This is a genomic window from Prevotella vespertina (assembly GCF_009728485.1).
GTDB lineage: Bacteria > Bacteroidota > Bacteroidia > Bacteroidales > Bacteroidaceae > Prevotella > Prevotella vespertina.
In genome coordinates, this window is sequence record NZ_VVIQ01000004.1 from 16633 (window position 1) to 36331 (window position 19699).

The window sequence follows — 19699 nt, forward strand, 5'->3', positions numbered from 1 at the left end:
ATGAGTAGTCAGGACATCACCCAACAGCTCATTCTCACCATAAATGAGCTCTCGAAACCTCAAGCCCTGCAAGGTCTCTTCCACGAACATCGTGATGGTGACCCCTTGCCATCGGCTTCTGAACTGGAAGAAATTATCAGTTTGGCTCGTTCCATACTCTTTCCAGGATTCTTCGGGAGGTCTTCGGTGAACACAGAGACTATACAGTATCAAATTGGGGTGAGCGTTGAGAAACTGCATAAACTACTAAGTCGTCAGGTCATGGCAGGGCTTTGCTTTAATGAAGATTGCCATTGCCCCAATGCCGCCGATAAGCGAGTATGTATGAAGGAGGAGGCTGACAAGATAGCAGAAAGAATCATTGAGAAGTTCCCAACACTACGTAAGACGCTTTCAACTGACATTCAGGCGGCTTTCGATGGAGACCCTGCTGCAAGCAACCAAGGCGAGGTGATTTCGTGTTATCCAGCCGTTAAGGCTATCATCAACTATCGTTTAGCACACGAGCTAGTACTTGAGAACGTTCCACTCATCCCACGTATGATTACGGAAATGGCGCATTCTGAGACGGGAATAGACATCCATCCTGCTGCAAGCATTGGTTCTCACTTCACAATAGATCATGGAACTGGTGTAGTGATAGGGGCTACTTGTATCATCGGAAACCATGTTAAACTGTATCAGGGAGTGACACTTGGAGCCAAAAGTTTCCCTCTTGACAAAGAAGGAAAGCCTATAAAAGGGATTCCAAGACATCCAATACTCGGAGATAATGTGGTTGTCTATGCCAATGCAACCGTCCTTGGTCGCATTACGATAGGTCGAGATTGCGTCATAGGAGCCAACGTTTGGGTGACTAGAGATATGCGTCCGAAGTCGAAGAAGTATAAACAAACAAAAGTAGATATCCTTAACACCGACTTTGATAATGGTGGAGGAATATAAGAGAGAACCCTTATCAGCACTTTAATTGTATATAATTTATATCACACATAATGCAAGAATTTGAACTTATCGCTAAGACCTTCATGGGCTTGGAACAAGTATTAGCAAAGGAGTTAACCAATCTCGGGGCTAACAATGTACAAATTGGTCGACGCATGGTAGCGTTTACGGGCAATAAAGAAACTATGTATCGTGCCAACTTCCAGTTGCACACTGCCATCCGAATACTTAAGCCTATCGCACATTTCAAGGCGCGTAGTGCAGAGGACATGTACGATGAGGTGCGTAAGATCGATTGGAGTCAATACATCCAAGAAGGTAAGACTTTCTCTGTCGATTCAGTAGTTTATTCCGAAGAGTTCACCAATTCTCGCTTTGTTACTTATAAGGTGAAAGATGCCATCGTAGACCAGTTTAGAGAGCGAACGGGTACACGTCCTAACATATCAGTAAGCAATCCGGACATTCGATTGAATATACATGTTGCAGAAGACAATGCCACTCTTTCGCTCGATTCTAGTGGTGAGTCTCTACACCGCCGAGGCTATCGTCAAGAGAGCGTGGAGGCCCCTTTAAATGAGGTGTTAGCCGCTGGTATGATTCTAATGACTGGTTGGCAAGGCGAGACAGACTTTATTGATCCAATGTGTGGATCAGGCACTTTGCCTATCGAGGCAGCGTTAATTGCACGCAACATATCGCCTGGTGTGTTCCGAAAAGAGTTCGCCTTTGAGAAGTGGCCAGACTTTGATCAGGAGCTATTCGATATGATTTACAACGATGACTCACAAGAACGTGAGTTCAAACATCACATCTTTGGATATGATACAGACATGAAGGCGGTCAATACGGCACGCATGAATGTAGCTGCAGCAGGCTTCTCTCGTGATATAACTATCGAACAGCAAGACTTCAAGGACTTCTCTCAACCAAAGGAGAAGAGCATTATTGTGATGAATCCCCCGTATGGCGAACGCATATCAACACCTAATCTTTTAGGCACATATAAGATGATTGGCGAGCGACTCAAGCACCAGTTTATGGGTAATGAGGCGTGGATATTGTCTTACAGAGAGGAGTGCTTCCGTCAAATAGGGCTCAAACCAAGTATTAAGATACCTGTTTATAATGGCTCGTTGGAGTGTGAGTTCCGTCGTTATCAGCTCTTTGATGGTAAGATGAGCACCTTCCGTCATGACGGAGGAATCATCAAAACCGAAGAAGAAAAGCGTGAGATGGCACAGAAACACCGCTTTAAAAAGGAGCGAGAGTTTAAGAAGAGACTTGAAGAGAACGATGAGAACGCTGAGGCGGACATACGTTCTTTCACATTCCACAGCCTTGACAAGGGTAGATTCGGTGGTGGCAAGTTCCGCGACGAACGCCCAAGTCGTCGTCCTAAGTTCGATGGTGAAGACCGCAATAGGAAACGTCCTTTCAAGCAGAACGACGATCGGAAGTTTGGCGGGAAACGCTTTGATAAATCTAACAAGCGCGGTGGTTACCGTGGCAAAAACACGTATAAACATGAAGATTAAATCATTACTTAGTCTCGTGGGGCTCGTTGCTCTCACGGGACTTTTACGTCCTACTCCAAGTATGGCACAGCGTCAGTTCACCTTAGAAGACCTTAACTTCGGTGGTACCAATTATCGTAACATGCGCCCAGAAGCACGTTATCTAACGTGGTGGGGAGGCAAGTTAGTAAGACAAGACCTCAACTCTTGCTCTCTTGTTGATAGTAAGACTGGTAAGGAGACAAGCCTTTTCAGCCTCGATGACATCAATCATTGGGCAGGCTTGGAGAAGTCGAATGAGGTTGTACGACACCTCTATTCTGCCGTTTTCCCATATGCTGATCGCCCCGTGGTGATGGTTAAGAATGGCACAGAAGACCTATTTGTTAACTTCAAGACTCATAAACTTGAAAAGCGAATCACACGTCCTTCTAACACACAGGCAAGCGATCGGAACGAACAAGGTATGACCGCTTTCGTGCGCAACCATCAGTTGTTTGTTACCGAGAAGGATGGTAAGGAGCATCAGTTAACGACTGATGGTTCGAGCGATATAGTATATGGTCAGAGTGTTCACAGAGATGAGTTTGGAATCAACGGGGGACTCTTCTGGAGTCCAAAAGGTAATCGTCTAGCCTTCTATCGCATGGATCAGAGCATGGTTAGTGCATATCCTCTTGTTGACATTCCAGAGCTTGATTGGACACCAGAAAAGGGTGAGTCACGTGCTGCAAAGGCTGCACCTATTAGATACCCTATGGCTGGTGAGACCTCACATAAGGTGACTGTCGGTGTCTATGACGCCTCTACTGGCAAGGTTCAGTACCTTCAAGCAGGTGATCCGACCGATCGTTACTTTACGAATATAGCATGGAGTCCTGACGAGAAAACCATCTATATGTTTGAAGTCAATCGTGATCAGAACGATTGCCGACTTGTTTCTTATGACGCAACAACGGGTAAGAAGCTCAAAGAATTGTATCGCGAGACAGATGCGAAGTACGTAGAACCAACGCACCCTATCGTCTTCTTGCCTTGGAACGACAATGAGTTCATCCTTCAAAGTCAAAAGGATGGATACAACCACATATACCTATTTAATAAGGAGGGACAGCAGATTAAGCAGCTCACAAGCGGTAAGTGGGTTGTAATAGACGTGCTCGGCTTTAATACGAAACAAAAGAGTATCGTCTATGTATCCAACGAGTGCAACCCAATTCAGCGTAATACGTGGCTTGTGAACGTATCTACTGGCAAACGAACACTGCTTGACAATGGTCGTGGTTACCACTTCGCAACATTAAGCAAAGATGGTGGTATGTTGCTGGATAACTATAGTGAGCCAACAGTCCCACGTAAGTATGACATTATCGCAGTAGGTGCTAACCCACAGCGAACCAATTATTTCACCGCACCTAACCCTTGGAAGGGATACAATGTACCGGAATACTCCAATGGAACTATCAAAGCAGCGGATGGCAAGACAGACCTTTATTGGCGCATGGTAAAGCCTGTTAACTTTGATCCTAATAAGCAGTATCCAACCGTGATATACGTCTATGGAGGTCCACATGCACACAACGTGGATGCTTCATGGAACTGGGGTTCACGTGGATGGGAGACTTACATGGCTCAAAAAGGCTATCTCCTCTTTATATTAGACAATCGTGGTAGTGAGCACCGAGGCAAAGACTTCGAGCAAGCAACATTCCGTCACCTTGGTCAAGAAGAGATGAAAGACCAAATGGAGGGCGTTAAGTATCTTCAATCATTGCCTTATGTCGATAAGAACCGCATAGGAGTTCATGGTTGGTCATTCGGTGGTTTCATGACGATATCACTAATTACTAACTATCCAGAGGTGTTTAAAGTGGGTGTTGCTGGTGGTCCTGTCATTGATTGGAAATGGTATGAAGTGATGTACGGAGAGCGTTATATGGACACACCACAGACCAATCCAGAGGGTTACGCACAAACTTCTCTCCTGCAGAAAGCTAAGGATCTCAAGGGCAAACTACAGATTATCATTGGACTAAATGACCCTGTCGTAGTCCCTCAACACGCATATTCTTTCTTGAAAGCATGTATCGCTGCAGGCACTCAACCAGACTTCTTTGTCTATCCAGGAGAGCCTCACAATATGCGTGGACATCAAAGTGTACACTTACACGAACGTATTACACAATACTTTGAGGATAACCTCAAGCAAAAGTAACAAGGCTTTATGAGAATATTACTATTAGGCAGTGGAGGGCGTGAACACGCCTTAGCTTGGAAGATTGCACAAAGCAAACAATGTAGCAAACTATTTATTGCTCCAGGCAACGCAGGCACTGGCGCAGTTGGAGAAAACGTCTCTATCGGTGTAAACGACTTTGAACGTCTCAAGGAGTTTACCATCGAACAGAAGGTTGATATGGTCGTTGTAGGACCAGAAGACCCACTGGTTAATGGCATATATGACGCTTTCAAAGATGATAAACGTACTGCTCACATCCCTGTCATCGGTCCTTCAAAGGCTGGTGCAGTGCTTGAAGGCTCTAAAGACTTTGCAAAGGCTTTCATGAAGAGGCACAACATTCCAACTGCAGCTTACGCCACCTTCGATGGTACAAGCATTGAGGAAGGATTGCAATTCCTCGATACGCTCAAGCCACCCTACGTACTGAAAGCTGACGGATTGGCTGCTGGTAAAGGCGTACTGATCGTTCCTACGCTTGCAGAAGCAAAGGAGGAACTGCGCAAAATGCTTGATGGTATGTTCGGAAATGCCTCTGCTAAGGTTGTTATTGAGGAGTTCCTCTCTGGTATCGAATGCTCTGTATTTGTCTTAACAGATGGTTCTCACTATCAAATACTACCTGAAGCGAAGGACTACAAACGTATTGGTGAACATGACACAGGGCTCAATACGGGTGGTATGGGCAGTGTTACGCCTGTTCCTTTCGCAACGAAAGAGTGGATGGAAAAGGTTGAGAAGCGTATTATTCGCCCCACTGTTGAAGGCTTGAAGGCTGAAAATATAGATTACAAGGGCTTTATCTTCTTCGGACTTATCAATGTTGATGGTGAACCAATGGTAATTGAATACAACTGCCGAATGGGTGATCCAGAGACTGAAAGCGTCATGCTACGATTGAAGACGGATATTGTCGACCTCTTCAAAGGCGTTGCCGAAGGGAATCTTGACCAATACAAGGTGGAGTTCGACAGCCGTTCTGCTGTTTGCGTAATGCTTGTTAGCGGTGGATACCCCGAAGAGTACGTGAAGGGTTATCCAATTACTGGACTCGACAAAGTGGCTGATTCCGTTGTATTCCATAGTGGAACAGCCCTCAAAGACGGACAGATTGTAACGAACGGAGGACGTGTGATTGCTGTTTCATCGTATGGTAAGAACAAGGAAGAGGCGTTACAAAAGAGCTTCGAAGAGGCTAATAAGATTGAATTTAAGGATAAATACTTTAGAAGAGATATAGGACAGGACTTGTAACCTATGCAGAAGAAGCGTATTCAAAACCGAATAGCAGAGAGCCGCTGGACCCAAGCGTGGGTGGTTTCAGCGGCTATGCTTGTATGGATAGTGGCTGGTTTACATAGCTTAACAGTGGTTGCGCCAGGTGTTTGTTTGCTACTAGCTACCTATTTAATGATGGAACTTAACAATGCAAATGCACTCATTCGCATCTATAGCAGAATGGTGTCTTGCTCATTCATCGTGCTTGCGACGATGGCAGTCTTTATGTTTCCATCTATCCGTTCATCGATTGTCATGCTAGGAATGGTGGGCTTTTACAGCCTGTCTTTCCGCTGTTATCAAGACACAAATGCGCCTGGATGGACCTTTTATGCGTACTTCTGTATTGGTATGGTAAGCGTGGTATGGGTGCAGGTACTCTACTTCTTGCCCATACTTTGGGTTATCTCACGCACCAACCTACTCTCTTTAAGCGGAAAAAGTTTCGTTGCGTCTCTGCTTGGTATCACTCTCCCCTATTGGTTCTATGCGCCTTATCTTGCAGCAAAGGGCGAGATCTCTTTGCTAGCTAAGCATTTCTTACAATTAGGTGTATTTGAGAAACCACTCGATTTCACGTCCTTAACCACAAGTAACATAGCCGTCTTGGCTTATGTTCTACTATGTGCTATCATTGGAATCATACACTTTTCAAATCAAAAACGCAATGACAGCATACGCATACGATTGTTCTTTCAAGTCTTTATCACCATTGATATTGCAACAATCGTATTCCTCTTCTTACAGCCGCAACACTTCGAAGCATTGCTAAGTGTGCTCATTGTGACCACATCACCACTCATTGCTCACTTCTTTGCATTAACTCACACACGTATAACTAACTGGGTGTTTATCCTCTTGTCGGCTGCTGCACTCATCATAACTATCATCAACTTATGGACGCTATCACCCACTTTCTAATCGACTACGGCTATTGGGGCATGTTTCTCTCTGCCTTCCTTGCTGGTAGTGTGTTGCCTTTTAGTAGCGAAGCTGTTATGCTTGGACTTCTTGCAGCAGGCGTTGACCCTGTGCCACTACTCATCTATGGCAGCATAGGAAACGTCATGGGCGGTATGGTCAACTATGGGTTAGGACGATTGGGAAAGCTCGAATGGCTTAAAAAATACTTCCATCTCAAACAGAGCTCCATAGATCGTGCCTATAAATTCATGGGTGGGCATGGGGCATGGATGGGCTTTTTTGCCTTCCTCCCGATACTGGGTAGTGCCATAACTGTGGTTCTTGGACTTACACGTGCGAACCTTCCTTTGTCAGTATTCAGCATTACCTTGGGTAAAGTGATACGTTACGCCTTGCTCATCTGGGGGGCAAATCTGTTCATGTAAAGCCTCTGAAAATAACCAATAAAGGCTAGCTAGTCGCACAGAAAAGGGTGAGGTTTAGTCTTATGTAGCATAGCCTCATTAGCAACCAACAAGCAAACGCATAAAAGGAAACGCCTTCTTCACATCGAAGAAGGCGTTTCTTCATTGTAAAGAGAGGCTCTTCTCAAATCGAAGAAAGGCTCTCTTTAAAACCAACTCAACATTTCCTTAGGAGAAGAGTGCCTAACAGAAGCGAATTAGGAGATTATCCTTTGTTTCAAAAGTGGAACTTTACAGCACTCAAAGCGACCATAACCTTGAATAGTAAATCATGTTTTTTAGCTGATAAGACATCTATTCGTAAAAACGTAACGATAGGTTAAAACTTTATTACGAATAGGCTAGTAGATTCAGAAAATATTCCTATCTTTGCCTACATAACTAAATTTTAAATATTGAAACTATGAAATCGGATATTGAGATCGCACGCTCATGTAAGATGAAGCGAATAGAAGAAGTTGCAGCTACAATAGGTATTCCTGCAGACGAGTTAGAGCACTATGGGAAGTATATGGCTAAGGTTCCTCTCACCTTAATAGACGAAGAACGCGTTGCTAAAAACCGTTTAATCCTTGTTAGTTCGATATCCCCTACCCGTGCAGGTATTGGTAAAACGACCGTGAGCATAGGGCTTTCAATGGCTCTTAATCGCATGGGGAAACGTTCTGTATTGGCTTTGCGAGAGCCGAGTTTAGGCCCTTGTTTCGGAATGAAAGGTGGTGCTGCCGGTGGTGGATACGCCCAAGTGGTACCGATGGAGAAGATAAATCTGCACTTCACAGGCGACTTTCATGCCATAACAAGCGCACACAACATGATTGCAGCACTATTGGATAACTACATCTATCAGCACCGTAACCAGGGATTCACGCTCAAGCAGATTCTATGGAGGCGTGTTCTTGATGTGAACGACCGCAGTCTTCGCAACATCGTAACGGGTTTGGGAGCAACAACTGATGGTCTCCCGACCCAATCGGGGTTTGATATTACACCTGCAAGTGAGATCATGGCGGCTCTATGTTTAGCCTCTAATGAAAGCGATCTACGCCGTCGTATTGAGAACATGGTGCTTGGTATCACCTTTGATGACAAACCTTTCAAAGTGAAAGACCTAGGTATTGCAGGTGCAATAACCGTTTTGTTGATGGATGCAATCAAACCGAACCTTGTCCAAACACTTGAGGCTACACCTGCATTGGTGCATGGTGGACCCTTTGCAAACATCGCTCATGGTTGCAATAGTTTGTTAGCAACGAAGATGGCAATGTCCTTGAGTGATTATGCAGTTACCGAGGCAGGGTTCGGAGCAGACCTTGGTGCAGAGAAGTTCCTCAATATCAAATGCCGCAAGGGAGAGATTCATCCACGCGTCACTGTGCTTGTTGCAACCTTACGAGGCTTGAAGTTACATGGCGGACTCACGGATGGCAGTACTCAAGAACAGGGTAGACAAGCACTTATCGAAGGTTTTGCTAATCTTGACAAGCACGTTCAGAACATGCAAAACTTTGGTCAACCAGTCATCGTAACACTAAATAGATATGGTGATGATAGCGATGAGGAAGTAGCGTTGTTGGCTGATCATTGTAAGCAAGTAGGTGTTGGCTTCGCTGAAAATAACGTGTTTATGAAAGGCGGAGAAGGTGCAGAAGACTTGGCAAAGCTCGTTGTTGAGACGATAGATAAGCAAGGTGCAAAGGCTATCAACATGACCTACTCTGATGAAGATAGTATAGAAGTAAAGGTTGAAAAGGTGGCTAAGAATGTTTATGGTGCACGATCTGTTATCTTCAAACCAATCGCTTTGAAGAAGATGCAACGTGTACAAGCATGGGGCATGGGACACTTCCCTATCTGTATTGCTAAGACCCAATTCTCATTCAGCGAAGACCCTAAACAGGTGGGAGTAGCGAAGAACTTCGATATTACTATTCGTGACTTTGTTATCAATGGTGGCTCTGAAATGATTGTTGCTATCGCTGGTGACATGATGAGAATGCCTGGTTTACCAAAGGTTCCACAGGCAGAGAAGATTGATATTGTGCGTGGGCAGATAGAAGGACTAGCCTAAGCTCTGTCCCACTTGATTATTGTGTGTTGCTTGCAAGAGACTTATTAGATAGGTGATCTATCGAAAGGCTCTTACCGAGGTAAGTGTTAACAGCACTTGCAAGCAACACCAATTATACGTTTACAACACTAACCTTTACAATGAAAAAACAATATGAAACGGAAGACTATACTACTAACTATTTCAACAATCATCCTCTTCGTGGCTATCATTCTGTGTATTAGAATCCCTTACAAAGAGGTCAATATCACTGATAACCTACAAACGATACAAAAGCAAAATACCTGTATCTCGGTTCATTCACTCTATAAGGACAAAGACTGGGACATGATGGTTGTGGTCAAACCATACAATAGTATCACTGCAACTAACGAGAGTATCGACATGGGATATGGTGGAGATAGAGATGTTATCATCGATAACACCATGTATGATAACATGTGTACTCTCTTGTTCGTAAGGGGTAAGAAGCTCGTAGCCTTTACTAGTGTCTATCGAAGCATCATAGACTTTAGCCAACTGGGAAAGGATGTTTATAAGGCAGATGAGTCTATTCGCATTATGAATAAGATTGCTGGTGACTGCCAATAAAGGCCGTTCTGTTAGCTTTACTTCGGCATTTTAAAGTCGTCAACACTGACTCCTTCACGTAATTGATCTATGTCCACATGGGTCCAAATACCCTTTACTCTGCCCTTTTTACTCGATTGCCAAATATCATACTTGGCTGTTCCTAAGACTGGAGGGAGGTTATAATTAGCGATAAACAAGCGATAATGATTGAAGTCCGGATAGAGATGTAAATGGTAATAAGACTCATTGGTATAGATCATTGGGGCGTGTCCTGTGCGCTCTTTAACTAATTGAATGAACCGTGATAAGTTCTTCTTTATTAACTGACTATCCCATCCTCTTGTTCCATCATCCTCTATATCGACCAGAAGAAGCAAGTCCTGTTGCTGTAGGTCGATGTTAGAAAGGAAGTTCTCAACCTGCCTTTCCATTGAAGTACGACGTGTGAGAAAATGATACGAACCTACTAGTAGGTTTCGTTTCTTAGCCTCTTTGAGGTTCTTCTGATAATAGGGATCAACCACAGAACTGCCTTCCGTAGCCTTAAGATACACGAACTTGAGTTGCGGGTTCTCATCAACTAGCACGTCCCAGTGTATCTTTCCTTGATGACGAGATAGGTCTAAACCATCGAAATCTTTGGTATATTCTCCCTTTGTTAGGTCATGGTAAGGCCATTCATCACTAACAGTTGCATGCTTGCGACGCCATGGTTTAAGGTCGACCACAAGGATAACAGCAAGTGTAAACAGAGCCACACAGCCCCATATCCATAGTTTCCTATTATTGTTTTTACGCTTACTGCGCCTCCTTCTACGTCTTACCATGCTAAGAATAAACCAAGAATATAATTAGATTAAATGCCCTATAACAATTCAAAAAGAATATATGCACAAAGGTAATTAATCTTTTTGAATGTCACAAATTGTGGTTAGGTAGAGTTGACGAGTATACGAGTTACAAGTGGACAAGTTATTTGCTCCATTGATTAGAGTGCCTCAAAGTAGGGATAGCCCCCTTGTCTGACACTACTTTGAGATAATCCTTTCTAATTGACGAAGGCACTTCCTTGATACAAGGAAACGCCTTCTTCATAGCAAGGAAACACCCTCTTTAAATGGAGAAAGGCGTTCCCTTGTTTTTAGTCCTGCTACTCCAGCTAATGAGGCACAGCCTCACAACGCACCAACCAACCTCCAACAGCCAAACAAATACCCATCCCGTGAGGTACTCCTCCCCCTTCGGAAGGGCAGAGTGAGGCTTTATCTCGCCCCCTCCCATTCGAGTAACTCTATTTGAAATAAATGCTAATTATTTGGTTATCAGCAATATTTTTTGTATCTTTGCAAGCGTTAATATGGAACTAAGGTGCGGTGGTAACTCATTCTCACATAGGAACGCACCATAGAAGGTAACTCTCTTGAGCAACTTATCTAAGGTTCCGGAAAGTTTTAAATGATGAGATTTTTTAAAGTAGTAATTGTTAGTTTCTTAATGATTTTGGCTTCATCTGTTGAAGCAAATGCTCAAAGTAGCAAGTTTAACTGGGGTCCTGTAATGGCCGCAATCATCCAACTTGAAAGCAAGGGGAATGCTTTAGCGGTTAATGGGTCGTATGTTGGAGTTCTTCAAATATCCCCTATTCTAGTCAAGGAATGTAATAACATCCTTAAAAGTAGAGGCAGTTCAAAGCGTTACACACTATCTGATCGATTTAACGCAACGAAGTCTAAGGAGATGTTTGTTATCATCCAATCCTTCCACAATCCGCTTAATAACATCGAGAAAGCCATCCGCTTATGGAGTGGTGGTATAAAGTATGATGTGGCAAAGACCCAAAAGTACCTTACAAGAGTATTGAAACTCATGCGCTAACAGGCATACAGAAGATTTAAGAAATCCCTTTTTAAAAAGTCTGGTTATCTACTCCCTCTAGGACAGATAACCAGACTTTTTCTCTTTATTCTCCATCTTTTTCCTTACTTTTGTAGGTGGTTTAACACATCAAAATGGTACATAATAGACTATTAAACATAAGGAGATCCTTCCTTACTTCACTATTTCTTCTTTCGCTAGGGAGCCTCTCTGCGCAAACTCAACACCCTGTTTATCATGGGTCAAAACACTATAGTATAAAGGTGAAACAGTTCAAAGAAGAGGGCAAACTGCCCTCCAATGTCATCGTAATGTATGGTGATAGCCATTCAGAATATGGTGGCGATTGGAACAGACACTTCCCTGGTGCAGGCAAGATTATCAATCGGGGAATCATTGGAGACGATAGCAAGGGGATGTACAACAGGCTTGACTTGGTGCTTCCTTACCATCCCAAAAAGATCTTCTTCGAGTGTGGTGCGAATGATCTGAGCCATGGCTGGAGTGTTGAACGGGTCTTCCAAGGAATTACTAACGTGTTGACAACAATAAGAAAGCAGTGTCCTAAGACGGAACTATACGTTCAGAGCCTTCTACCACTTAATGAGGAAGTGGGTACGTGGAAGTATCTTAAAGGGAAGGATGACCTGATTATCCAACTAAACAATAAACTGAAGCAGTATTGTGCGAGCCACGCTCTCACTTACATCGACCTTTACACGCCGCTTCTTGGTGCTAAACCGCAAACAATGAAGGCTGAATATTGTCGTGACGGATTGCACTTAACCGAGAAAGGGTATGATGTTTGGGCAAAGATTATACGCCCTTATATCTATAAGTAAAGCTTTAATTGAAAGCTAATTAGGCATTATCTTTAACTTTAGAGATATTTTATAATTACCTAATATACTGCATTTTGTATATAAAAAGAATATTGGCAGAAACAATAAGAACGCTTGTTTCTGCCAATATTCATATATAAGGATGGGTTATCCAAACAATATCCTCAAAGCCTCTTCAACCTTCCTTACAGGATGAAGTTGTATTGCATACTTGCCAGTAAGCCCTGACATATTATACTTCGGGATGATAATATGACTGAAGCCGAGCTTCTCTGCTTCTGCAATACGTTGTTCGATACGACTGACGGGACGCACTTCACCGCTCAAGCCAACCTCTCCACACATGCACCAACCAGCCTCGATTGGGGTGTCAACATTGGATGATAACACTGCAGCAATCACACTCAAGTCCATCGCCATATCGGTTACTCGCAGTCCACCAGCTATGTTCAAGAACACGTCCTTCTGCATGAGTTTAAAGCCAACACGCTTCTCCAACACTGCAAGTAACATGTTTAAACGACGCTGATCAAAGCCTGTTGCTGAACGTTGAGGCGTTCCGTAGGCTGCAGAAGATACCAGTGCTTGTGTCTCAACGAGGAAGGGTCGAACGCCTTCGATGGTACTTGAGATCGCAACTCCTGATAGTCCGTCATGGTCTTCAGTAAGTAGTAACTCCGAAGGATTGCTTACCTGCCGCAGACCTTGCTGTTCCATCTCATAGATACCCAGCTCTGATGTGGAGCCAAAGCGGTTCTTTATGCTTCGAAGAATGCGATACATATAATGTTGATCACCCTCAAATTGAATCACAGTATCGACTATGTGCTCTAGAATCTTCGGTCCGGCGATGCTTCCCTCCTTGTTTATATGACCGATAAGAACCACTGGTACACCGCTAGTCTTCGCAAATCGCAATAGAGCAGAGGCGCATTCACGCACTTGACTGACGCTTCCAGGACTGCTGTCAACGTCCTCTGTGGATATAGTCTGTATCGAATCGACCACAACGAGTTCGGGTTTTACATCCTTGATGTGCTCAAATATGTGTTCAAGAGAGGTCTCCGATAAGATGATGATATTCTCTGGTATATCCTTAGTAATGCGTTCCGCACGCATACGAATCTGATGTGGACTCTCTTCACCACTAACATATAAGATGCGTTGAGATAGGTGTAGAATAGTCTGCAAGGTCAATGTACTCTTACCGATACCAGGCTCTCCTCCTAACAAAACAATGCTCCCTGGCACCAGACCACCACCCAACACACGATTCAACTCACCGTCGTGCATATCCATACGAGGCTCATCCTTCGCAGAGACATCACGCAGTCTTTGAGGCTTGTTAGCCAATCCCGAGACAGCTTCACCAGCATTCGTATGACGCAAAGAAGTTGCTGCTTGGCGTGCAGCATGTGTACCAGTATCAGCGGCAATACGTATCTCCTTGAATGTATTCCACTGCCCGCAATTAGGACACTTACCTATCCACTTTGCACTTTCCTGCCCACAGTTACTGCAGACATAAGCTATTTTATCCTTTGACATAGTGGGACAAAAGTACTAAGAATTTGCCTAGTTACAAAATTAATTATTAATTTTGCACAACATGAAACGTACTTATTACATATTCATCCTATCGATATTCTTGATCGTTGGTTGTGGGAAGTCTGCGAAGGAACTACAGGTCGAAAAGAAGGCACAAGAGCAGGCGGAGAAAGAGAGATATCAGCGAGCTTACAAGGTTGCAGTAATGCCAACGCTTGATTGTCTACCTGCTTATCTATTGAAAGATAGCGTATTATACGATACAACTAAAGTAGATATCCGACTAAAACAATACAATGCTCAGATGGATTGTGACACTGCTATGGCTGGAGGAAGCGTACAGGCAGCCTTCAGCGATTTGGTTCGGACTGAGCGTTTAAAGCACAGACAGAAAGTGTTAATGCACTATCTAACGGACACAAACCTCAACTGGCAGCTCATAGCCGATAGGTCCTCTAAACTAAAGAAACTATCCGATTTAAGTGATAAGATTATAGCCAAAACACGCTTCTCAGGCACTGACTTATTAAGTAACATGGTCGTTAAGAAGGCAAAACCGAAGTATCAAGTGTTCCAAGTGCAGGTCAATGACGTATTAGTTAGGCTCAAGATGCTACAGAACCATGAGATAGATGCCTATTGGTTTACCGAGCCACAGACCACGAAGGCACTGCAAGGTGACAACAACTCTCTATTTAATTCGGTGGATGCAGGTGTACATCTAGGGGTCGTAGCAATTATGGATAAGCACCGCAGACCATCGGAAGATGAGGAGTTTGCAAAGGCTTACGACAAGGCTGTCGACTTGATTAATAAACATGGTGTTAAGTATTACGCGGCTTTGATAAAGAAGTATATGCAGGCAGATGATGCCACAGTTCGAGCTTTACCTGACATCAAATACACAAAGGTGGGGGCACCTCGTAAGGCCGACCTAATAATGGCTAGGGATTTTCTTAACCACAATAAGTGAGATAGATACATAATTAGTAACTTTAAAGAATAGCACAGTGAACGTAGAAGACATACTTAGTAAGACTATAAGCGAACTGATGGATAAGCGATTGGACAATGCTATTGAAGTATTAAATCAGCTCTTCTTACAACGTCCTTCACTGATGGGTAACGATGAATTTGAGGCTGTCAAGCGTGATTATCAACTGATGGTTGACTACATGGGGAGGGGGCTTATCGATCAGCAACGCGCCTCTCTTTATGCCTCATTGCTACAACGTCTTTATCGTGTAACCGCCAACTTAGAGATTAGTTGGCGTTGCAAACATGTACCAGCATACATTGATGCCTTTAAAATAAGCGACCATCTCAACACCAGCCATGACTTTGTTCGCACCGTCTTAGAGTCTTTTGTCACTGATTTAGCTATGTTATCTCTACAACAAGAGACCGCCCAAAAGGAGAAAGAAAGCGAACTCTACGATCGTCATCAGTTGTTCATTAATCGTCTGTTCAACGCCTTGTTTACATCTTGCCAATGGACAGAAGAGGATTATCAATTCTATTCCCAACTATTGACATCACCTACTGTCATATCCAATGACCAGCAGATTCTCGTCAGTGCAATCACGTTGAGTGCAATGAACCAATTCGATATTTATAAGTTCAAAACACTCACTTCTATCTATCAGAAAACAACCGACATCCATGTTCGCCAGCGTGCTCTCGTGGGTTGGGTGCTATCTGTCTTTGAGGGAATGGATATATTTCCTGAACAAGATTCTATCATCAAAGAACTTTGTGCTGATGCTAGTGTGACACGTGAATTGCTCTCTTTACAAATCCAACTCTTCTATAGTTTAGACACAGAAAAGGACAACGACAAGATTCAAAGGGATATTATGCCAGACATCATGCGCAATTCCAACCTCACTGTTGGGCGTATCGGCATTGTTGAAAAGGAGGAGGATCAACTTGAAAACATACTCCATCAAGATGCAGAAGACAAACGCATGGAGCAGATGGAGGAACAGGTTAAGAAGATGATGGATATGCAGAAGCAAGGTTCGGACATCTATTTCGGTGGGTTCCGACAGATGAAACGCTTCCCATTCTTTAGTGATGTAGTGAATTGGTTCACACCATTCTATATCGAAAACCCTGCTCTTCGACCCACCTTAAAGGCGCTAGGAGATTCGAAGTTTCTCAATGTTCTCGTAGAGAGAGGGGCACTTTGTGACTCGGATAAGTACTCCCTTGCGATTGCTATGGAGCAAGTAATCAACCAGTTGCCAAGTAACATTAAAGAGATGATAGGGACTGACTCTGCCTTCGGCCCACTCGGTTCTTTCGATGAGAAAGAAGGTGTTGCAAATATCCGTCGAGCGTACATTCAGGATTTATATCGCTTCTTCCGACTCTATAGAACAGCACAGGATTTCATTAACCCATTCGAAGATAATGGCAAAGGAGACTTCGTTGCAGACATCTTCTTCTTTATCTATAAGTCGTTTATGAACACTGGACTTGATGACATGAAGTTGCGTTTAGCACTGCATTTATATAAGCGACACCAATACAAGAAACTGATAGAACTGCTCAGTACATTCTATAGTGACGACCCGAGATACTGCATTCTTATGGGTTACACAAACATCCATATCGGTAGACCTGATAGTGCGTATGACTTCTTCTTAAAGGCTTTAGAGAAGGAACCCAACAATGAGTGGGCACTAAAAGGACAAGCTCGTGCTGCGCTAGATTGCGAAGATTACGAGACAGCAGAGCACACCTATGAACAGTTATTACAACTGGATGCAGAGAATAAGGACTATGCTTTGAATCGTTGTATCGCTCTATTGAAATTAGGGAAATCATCTGAAGTACGTGAAGAGTTATTCCGCTTAGATTATCAGAACCCTGACGACATGAATGTGAAGCGTGTGTTTGCATGGGCAATGCTCATGGAAAAGAGTCTTGACAAGGCCACTCAGCTTTATGAGACACTCCTGAATACATTACCAACGACGGAGGATTACCTCAATGCAGGCTATTGTCAATGGGCTAAAGGGGACGCTCAACGTGCTGCCGAATTGTTTAGTAATTGGATAACTAAGGGTAATAAGAATCGCGACCAACTATTGGATGAGTTTAAGAGTGACGCAGAGATTCTGAATCTATACAACATCCAAGAGACCGATTGGCTGTTAATGCTAACATTGGCAAAGCCACTTTAGGGAAAAGATAGCCCCACCCTGCCTCCCTGAAAAGGGAGGAGAACCTAACGGAAGCTAGTTAGGATAAGTGGAAGAGAGGGAGGGGCGGAGTGTAACGAGGCTATGCTTCATTAGTAGGAGCAGCAGGAACGAAAACAAGGAAACGCCTTTCTCCATTTGAGAAGGGCGTTTCCTTGCTATGAAGAGGGCGTTTCTTCGATAGGAAGAAACGCCCTCATTGAATATTATGTCTTATGTTGTTCTCTCCTAAGCACACCTAGAAACGATAGCCAAAACCGATGTTTAGATAGATTGGATATAGCTTGAAACTAATCGTCTTAAAGTCTTTCTTGAAGATACCATTTGCTGCCCATGTCATATCGGCATTGATGGTAAAATGGTTAAAGGCACGCCACGTTGCGCCTGCTTGAGCACCCCAATGAAGGGAGCGAAGTGATGAAGAGAAATCGTAAAAGGCTGTTTGTCCATCATTAAAGGTCAGTTTCTGCCCCACTGGAGTACCTTCTCTGAGGTATCCGTTACTAACATGTCCAGAGAAATTACCATCTAGTTTGATAGAAGAATAGACCCCGGCACGCACTTTCCACCTGTCATTGATGCGGTAATTGCCCATAACTGGGATGGTGAGGAGCGTTGAATGATAGTCAGTCTGCACATCGCCTGTCCAATAACCGGCTATATGACTACCCTCATCAACAATCTCTGTCCTGTAATTCTTTACTCTTGCACCAGTAATCATGCCCTTTTCTTCCAACTTCAAACCTACCGAGACACCCCATTGGCGGTCTTCTCCCAACCACTTCGTGGCTGTTCCTTCAATCGTTCCATTGAATCGTGGGTTATAACTAGTTATCTTTCTTATCTCAACAGGGATAGGAAGTGGAGACGAACCACCGATGTTTACACCTGCTTTCAACTCATATTCCCACCCGTTCTGATCGGCTGATTCTAATGCTTCTGTGCGGTCGGTTTGTGCGAAGAGACTCATGGAACAACTCAAGCTAACGACTGCAAGTACTATAACTCGTATATTCATTTTAATGCAAAACACTATTAAGTTTATTCTTTAGTATTACTTTGTAAGTATTTAAATGACAGCTTATTTAGTGAATAACTCTAGTTCATCAACATAGAGTGTACTCCCCACTGCGCCTTCAAAATTGGCTCCGTCCTTACTAGATGACATAATGATAGCCAGACTATATTTGCCTTCTTTCAACTTTTCAGCATCTATTGTCCTTCCGTCAATAGCCTTGAAAGGAATGCTGAAACGTGTCCATTCGTTTGTTTCCTTACGATCTTCTAGCATTGCTTTAAGCACTATCCGATCACTAGTCAGCGAATTATGACCATCGAGATACTCTACTCCATCACCTGTTTCAAACAATACGGCATAGAGTGCGAAGTCGTCTTTTCTATCCTTAATCTCCGTTTGATTCTTATCAGTAAACTTATCACCAACTTTATACTTATAGTATCCAACGAGTGCTAAAGGCGTCTGTCGGAAGGGAACACCAAAGTGAGTTGACTTGCCAGTATCGCCAAAATCAAGTTCAAAGGAGCCTGTAAACAGGTTACCAGCAGCTATTGGAGAACCGAATAAAGCCCCCACAGCTCCCGTACTGATGGTTGTCAACTTCAGACACTTGCCCTTATAGCCATCGTCTGCTTGGCTTGTTGGATAGTCCTTAGCCCCTTTTCCCGATAGAATAAACGATACTCCACTATTGCCACTCGCCCACTCAAAGGTGCCACCATCAGGTGTTTTATCAACGAAGGTGTCGTAACTAACAGTGTTATCAACCTTTAATGTTTCGAAATGATAGGCTGTTGCGATGTCATTGTTAGCAATGAAAGAGACGGTGTAAGCCTTCTTCCACTGTCCATCCTGCGATGTGACAACATATTGCTGGGGCTGAGTGAAGTCACGAACAGTGCTATCCTTTGGTTCAATCGTTGCACCTTCTGTCAAGTTAAATACGGGTGCAAGATGCGTAACATCAGCCCATCCATTGACATAGAGTTGGATAGTATTATTCGTTATAACCGGTTTACGGATTAGTTCCGTACCCTTGACTGTGATATTGGTAATATCTGCTTCTGCATTTAAAGCCTCTTCTTTAATACAAGAAGAGAGCACAACTCCTGCCGTCATGGTGAGGAGTAAAGGTCTTATCAATCTCATCTTTAACTATTAATAATGTGTACTTAATAACTTAATGATATGACAAA

General features: G+C 43.5%; 16 protein-coding genes. 12 read left to right on the plus strand and 4 right to left on the minus strand.

Annotated elements, in window-relative coordinates; translation table 11 throughout:
- The 8 genes from F0475_RS04840 (at position 1) to F0475_RS04875 (ending at position 10029) form a co-directional block, all read left to right on the plus strand.
- Complete coding sequence (locus tag F0475_RS04840) at positions 1–945, plus strand: serine O-acetyltransferase (RefSeq protein WP_009435856.1); 945 nt, start codon at positions 1–3, stop codon at positions 943–945.
- A 50-nt stretch (positions 946–995) separates the two neighbouring features.
- Complete coding sequence (locus F0475_RS04845) at positions 996–2483, plus strand: THUMP domain-containing class I SAM-dependent RNA methyltransferase (RefSeq protein WP_155715726.1); 1488 nt, start codon at positions 996–998, stop codon at positions 2481–2483.
- The gene (locus F0475_RS04850) at positions 2473–4677 is read left to right on the plus strand and encodes a S9 family peptidase (RefSeq protein WP_155715727.1); all 2205 of its coding nucleotides are present in this window, start codon (positions 2473–2475) and stop codon (positions 4675–4677) included. The genes F0475_RS04845 and F0475_RS04850 overlap by 11 nt, the downstream gene beginning before the upstream one ends.
- Positions 4678–4686: 9 nt before the next feature.
- Positions 4687–5955, plus strand: coding sequence for a phosphoribosylamine--glycine ligase (gene purD / locus F0475_RS04855; protein ID WP_155715728.1), 1269 nt, complete (start codon positions 4687–4689; stop codon positions 5953–5955).
- Positions 5956–5958: 3 nt separating this feature from the next.
- The gene (locus tag F0475_RS04860) at positions 5959–6900 is read left to right on the plus strand and encodes a hypothetical protein (RefSeq protein ID WP_155715729.1); all 942 of its coding nucleotides are present in this window, start codon (positions 5959–5961) and stop codon (positions 6898–6900) included.
- Positions 6876–7328 (plus strand): YqaA family protein, encoded by a 453-nt coding sequence (locus F0475_RS04865; protein ID WP_009435804.1) that lies wholly within the window; start codon positions 6876–6878, stop codon positions 7326–7328. Before F0475_RS04860 ends, F0475_RS04865 begins: the two co-directional genes overlap by 25 nt.
- A 442-nt stretch (positions 7329–7770) precedes the next feature.
- Positions 7771–9438: a formate--tetrahydrofolate ligase gene (locus F0475_RS04870; RefSeq protein WP_155715730.1), complete on the plus strand. Its 1668-nt coding sequence runs from the start codon at positions 7771–7773 to the stop codon at positions 9436–9438.
- A 153-nt stretch (positions 9439–9591) separates the two neighbouring features.
- Positions 9592–10029: a hypothetical protein gene (locus F0475_RS04875; RefSeq protein ID WP_009435813.1), complete on the plus strand. Its 438-nt coding sequence runs from the start codon at positions 9592–9594 to the stop codon at positions 10027–10029.
- A 17-nt stretch (positions 10030–10046) separates the two neighbouring features.
- Here the strand turns inward: F0475_RS04875 and F0475_RS04880 are convergent, their stop codons facing one another.
- Positions 10047–10838, minus strand: coding sequence for a glycoside hydrolase family 25 protein (locus F0475_RS04880; protein ID WP_155715731.1), 792 nt, complete (start codon positions 10836–10838; stop codon positions 10047–10049).
- 628 nt (positions 10839–11466) lie between these two features.
- Between F0475_RS04880 and F0475_RS04885 the strand changes: the two genes are divergently transcribed.
- Positions 11467–11886, plus strand: coding sequence for a hypothetical protein (locus tag F0475_RS04885; RefSeq protein WP_155715732.1), 420 nt, complete (start codon positions 11467–11469; stop codon positions 11884–11886).
- Positions 11887–12020: 134 nt separating this feature from the next.
- Positions 12021–12728 (plus strand): GDSL-type esterase/lipase family protein, encoded by a 708-nt coding sequence (locus tag F0475_RS04890; RefSeq protein WP_155715733.1) that lies wholly within the window; start codon positions 12021–12023, stop codon positions 12726–12728.
- 147 nt (positions 12729–12875) lie between these two features.
- On the opposite strand, the gene radA is transcribed toward F0475_RS04890, so the two are convergent.
- Positions 12876–14276: a DNA repair protein RadA gene (gene radA / locus F0475_RS04895; protein WP_155715734.1), complete on the minus strand. Its 1401-nt coding sequence runs from the start codon at positions 14274–14276 to the stop codon at positions 12876–12878.
- Positions 14277–14337: 61 nt separating this feature from the next.
- On the opposite strand from radA, the gene F0475_RS04900 reads away from it, so the two are divergent.
- Positions 14338–15249 carry an ABC transporter substrate-binding protein gene (locus tag F0475_RS04900; RefSeq protein ID WP_155715735.1) on the plus strand — a complete coding sequence of 304 codons (912 nt, stop codon included), beginning with the start codon at positions 14338–14340 and terminating at the stop codon, positions 15247–15249.
- A gap of 37 nt (positions 15250–15286) precedes the next feature.
- A complete protein-coding gene (locus tag F0475_RS04905) occupies positions 15287–17467 on the plus strand; it encodes a tetratricopeptide repeat protein (RefSeq protein ID WP_317163185.1) in 2181 nt (726 codons plus the stop codon).
- 256 nt (positions 17468–17723) lie between these two features.
- Here the strand turns inward: F0475_RS04905 and F0475_RS04910 are convergent, their stop codons facing one another.
- Entirely contained in the window at positions 17724–18503 is a 780-nt protein-coding gene (locus F0475_RS04910; RefSeq protein ID WP_155715736.1) for a porin family protein, read from the minus strand.
- 63 nt (positions 18504–18566) lie between these two features.
- Positions 18567–19652 carry a PCMD domain-containing protein gene (locus F0475_RS04915; protein ID WP_155715737.1) on the minus strand — a complete coding sequence of 362 codons (1086 nt, stop codon included), beginning with the start codon at positions 19650–19652 and terminating at the stop codon, positions 18567–18569.
- Positions 19653–19699 lie beyond the last annotated feature (47 nt).

Excerpts from the sequence above, each read along its gene's own strand:
- F0475_RS04840 (WP_009435856.1), top strand. The coding sequence starts at position 1 with ATGAGTAGTCAGGACATCACCCAACAGCTCATTCTCACCATAAATGAG.
- F0475_RS04845 (WP_155715726.1), top strand. The coding sequence starts at position 996 with ATGCAAGAATTTGAACTTATCGCTAAGACCTTCATGGGCTTGGAACAA.
- F0475_RS04850 (WP_155715727.1), top strand. The coding sequence starts at position 2,473 with ATGAAGATTAAATCATTACTTAGTCTCGTGGGGCTCGTTGCTCTCACG.
- purD (WP_155715728.1), top strand. The coding sequence starts at position 4,687 with ATGAGAATATTACTATTAGGCAGTGGAGGGCGTGAACACGCCTTAGCT.
- F0475_RS04860 (WP_155715729.1), top strand. The coding sequence starts at position 5,959 with ATGCAGAAGAAGCGTATTCAAAACCGAATAGCAGAGAGCCGCTGGACC.
- F0475_RS04865 (WP_009435804.1), top strand. The coding sequence starts at position 6,876 with ATGGACGCTATCACCCACTTTCTAATCGACTACGGCTATTGGGGCATG.
- F0475_RS04870 (WP_155715730.1), top strand. The coding sequence starts at position 7,771 with ATGAAATCGGATATTGAGATCGCACGCTCATGTAAGATGAAGCGAATA.
- F0475_RS04875 (WP_009435813.1), top strand. The coding sequence starts at position 9,592 with ATGAAACGGAAGACTATACTACTAACTATTTCAACAATCATCCTCTTC.
- F0475_RS04880 (WP_155715731.1), bottom strand. The coding sequence starts at position 10,838 with ATGGTAAGACGTAGAAGGAGGCGCAGTAAGCGTAAAAACAATAATAGG.
- F0475_RS04885 (WP_155715732.1), top strand. The coding sequence starts at position 11,467 with ATGATGAGATTTTTTAAAGTAGTAATTGTTAGTTTCTTAATGATTTTG.
- F0475_RS04890 (WP_155715733.1), top strand. The coding sequence starts at position 12,021 with ATGGTACATAATAGACTATTAAACATAAGGAGATCCTTCCTTACTTCA.
- radA (WP_155715734.1), bottom strand. The coding sequence starts at position 14,276 with ATGTCAAAGGATAAAATAGCTTATGTCTGCAGTAACTGTGGGCAGGAA.
- F0475_RS04900 (WP_155715735.1), top strand. The coding sequence starts at position 14,338 with ATGAAACGTACTTATTACATATTCATCCTATCGATATTCTTGATCGTT.
- F0475_RS04910 (WP_155715736.1), bottom strand. The coding sequence starts at position 18,503 with ATGAATATACGAGTTATAGTACTTGCAGTCGTTAGCTTGAGTTGTTCC.
- F0475_RS04915 (WP_155715737.1), bottom strand. The coding sequence starts at position 19,652 with ATGAGATTGATAAGACCTTTACTCCTCACCATGACGGCAGGAGTTGTG.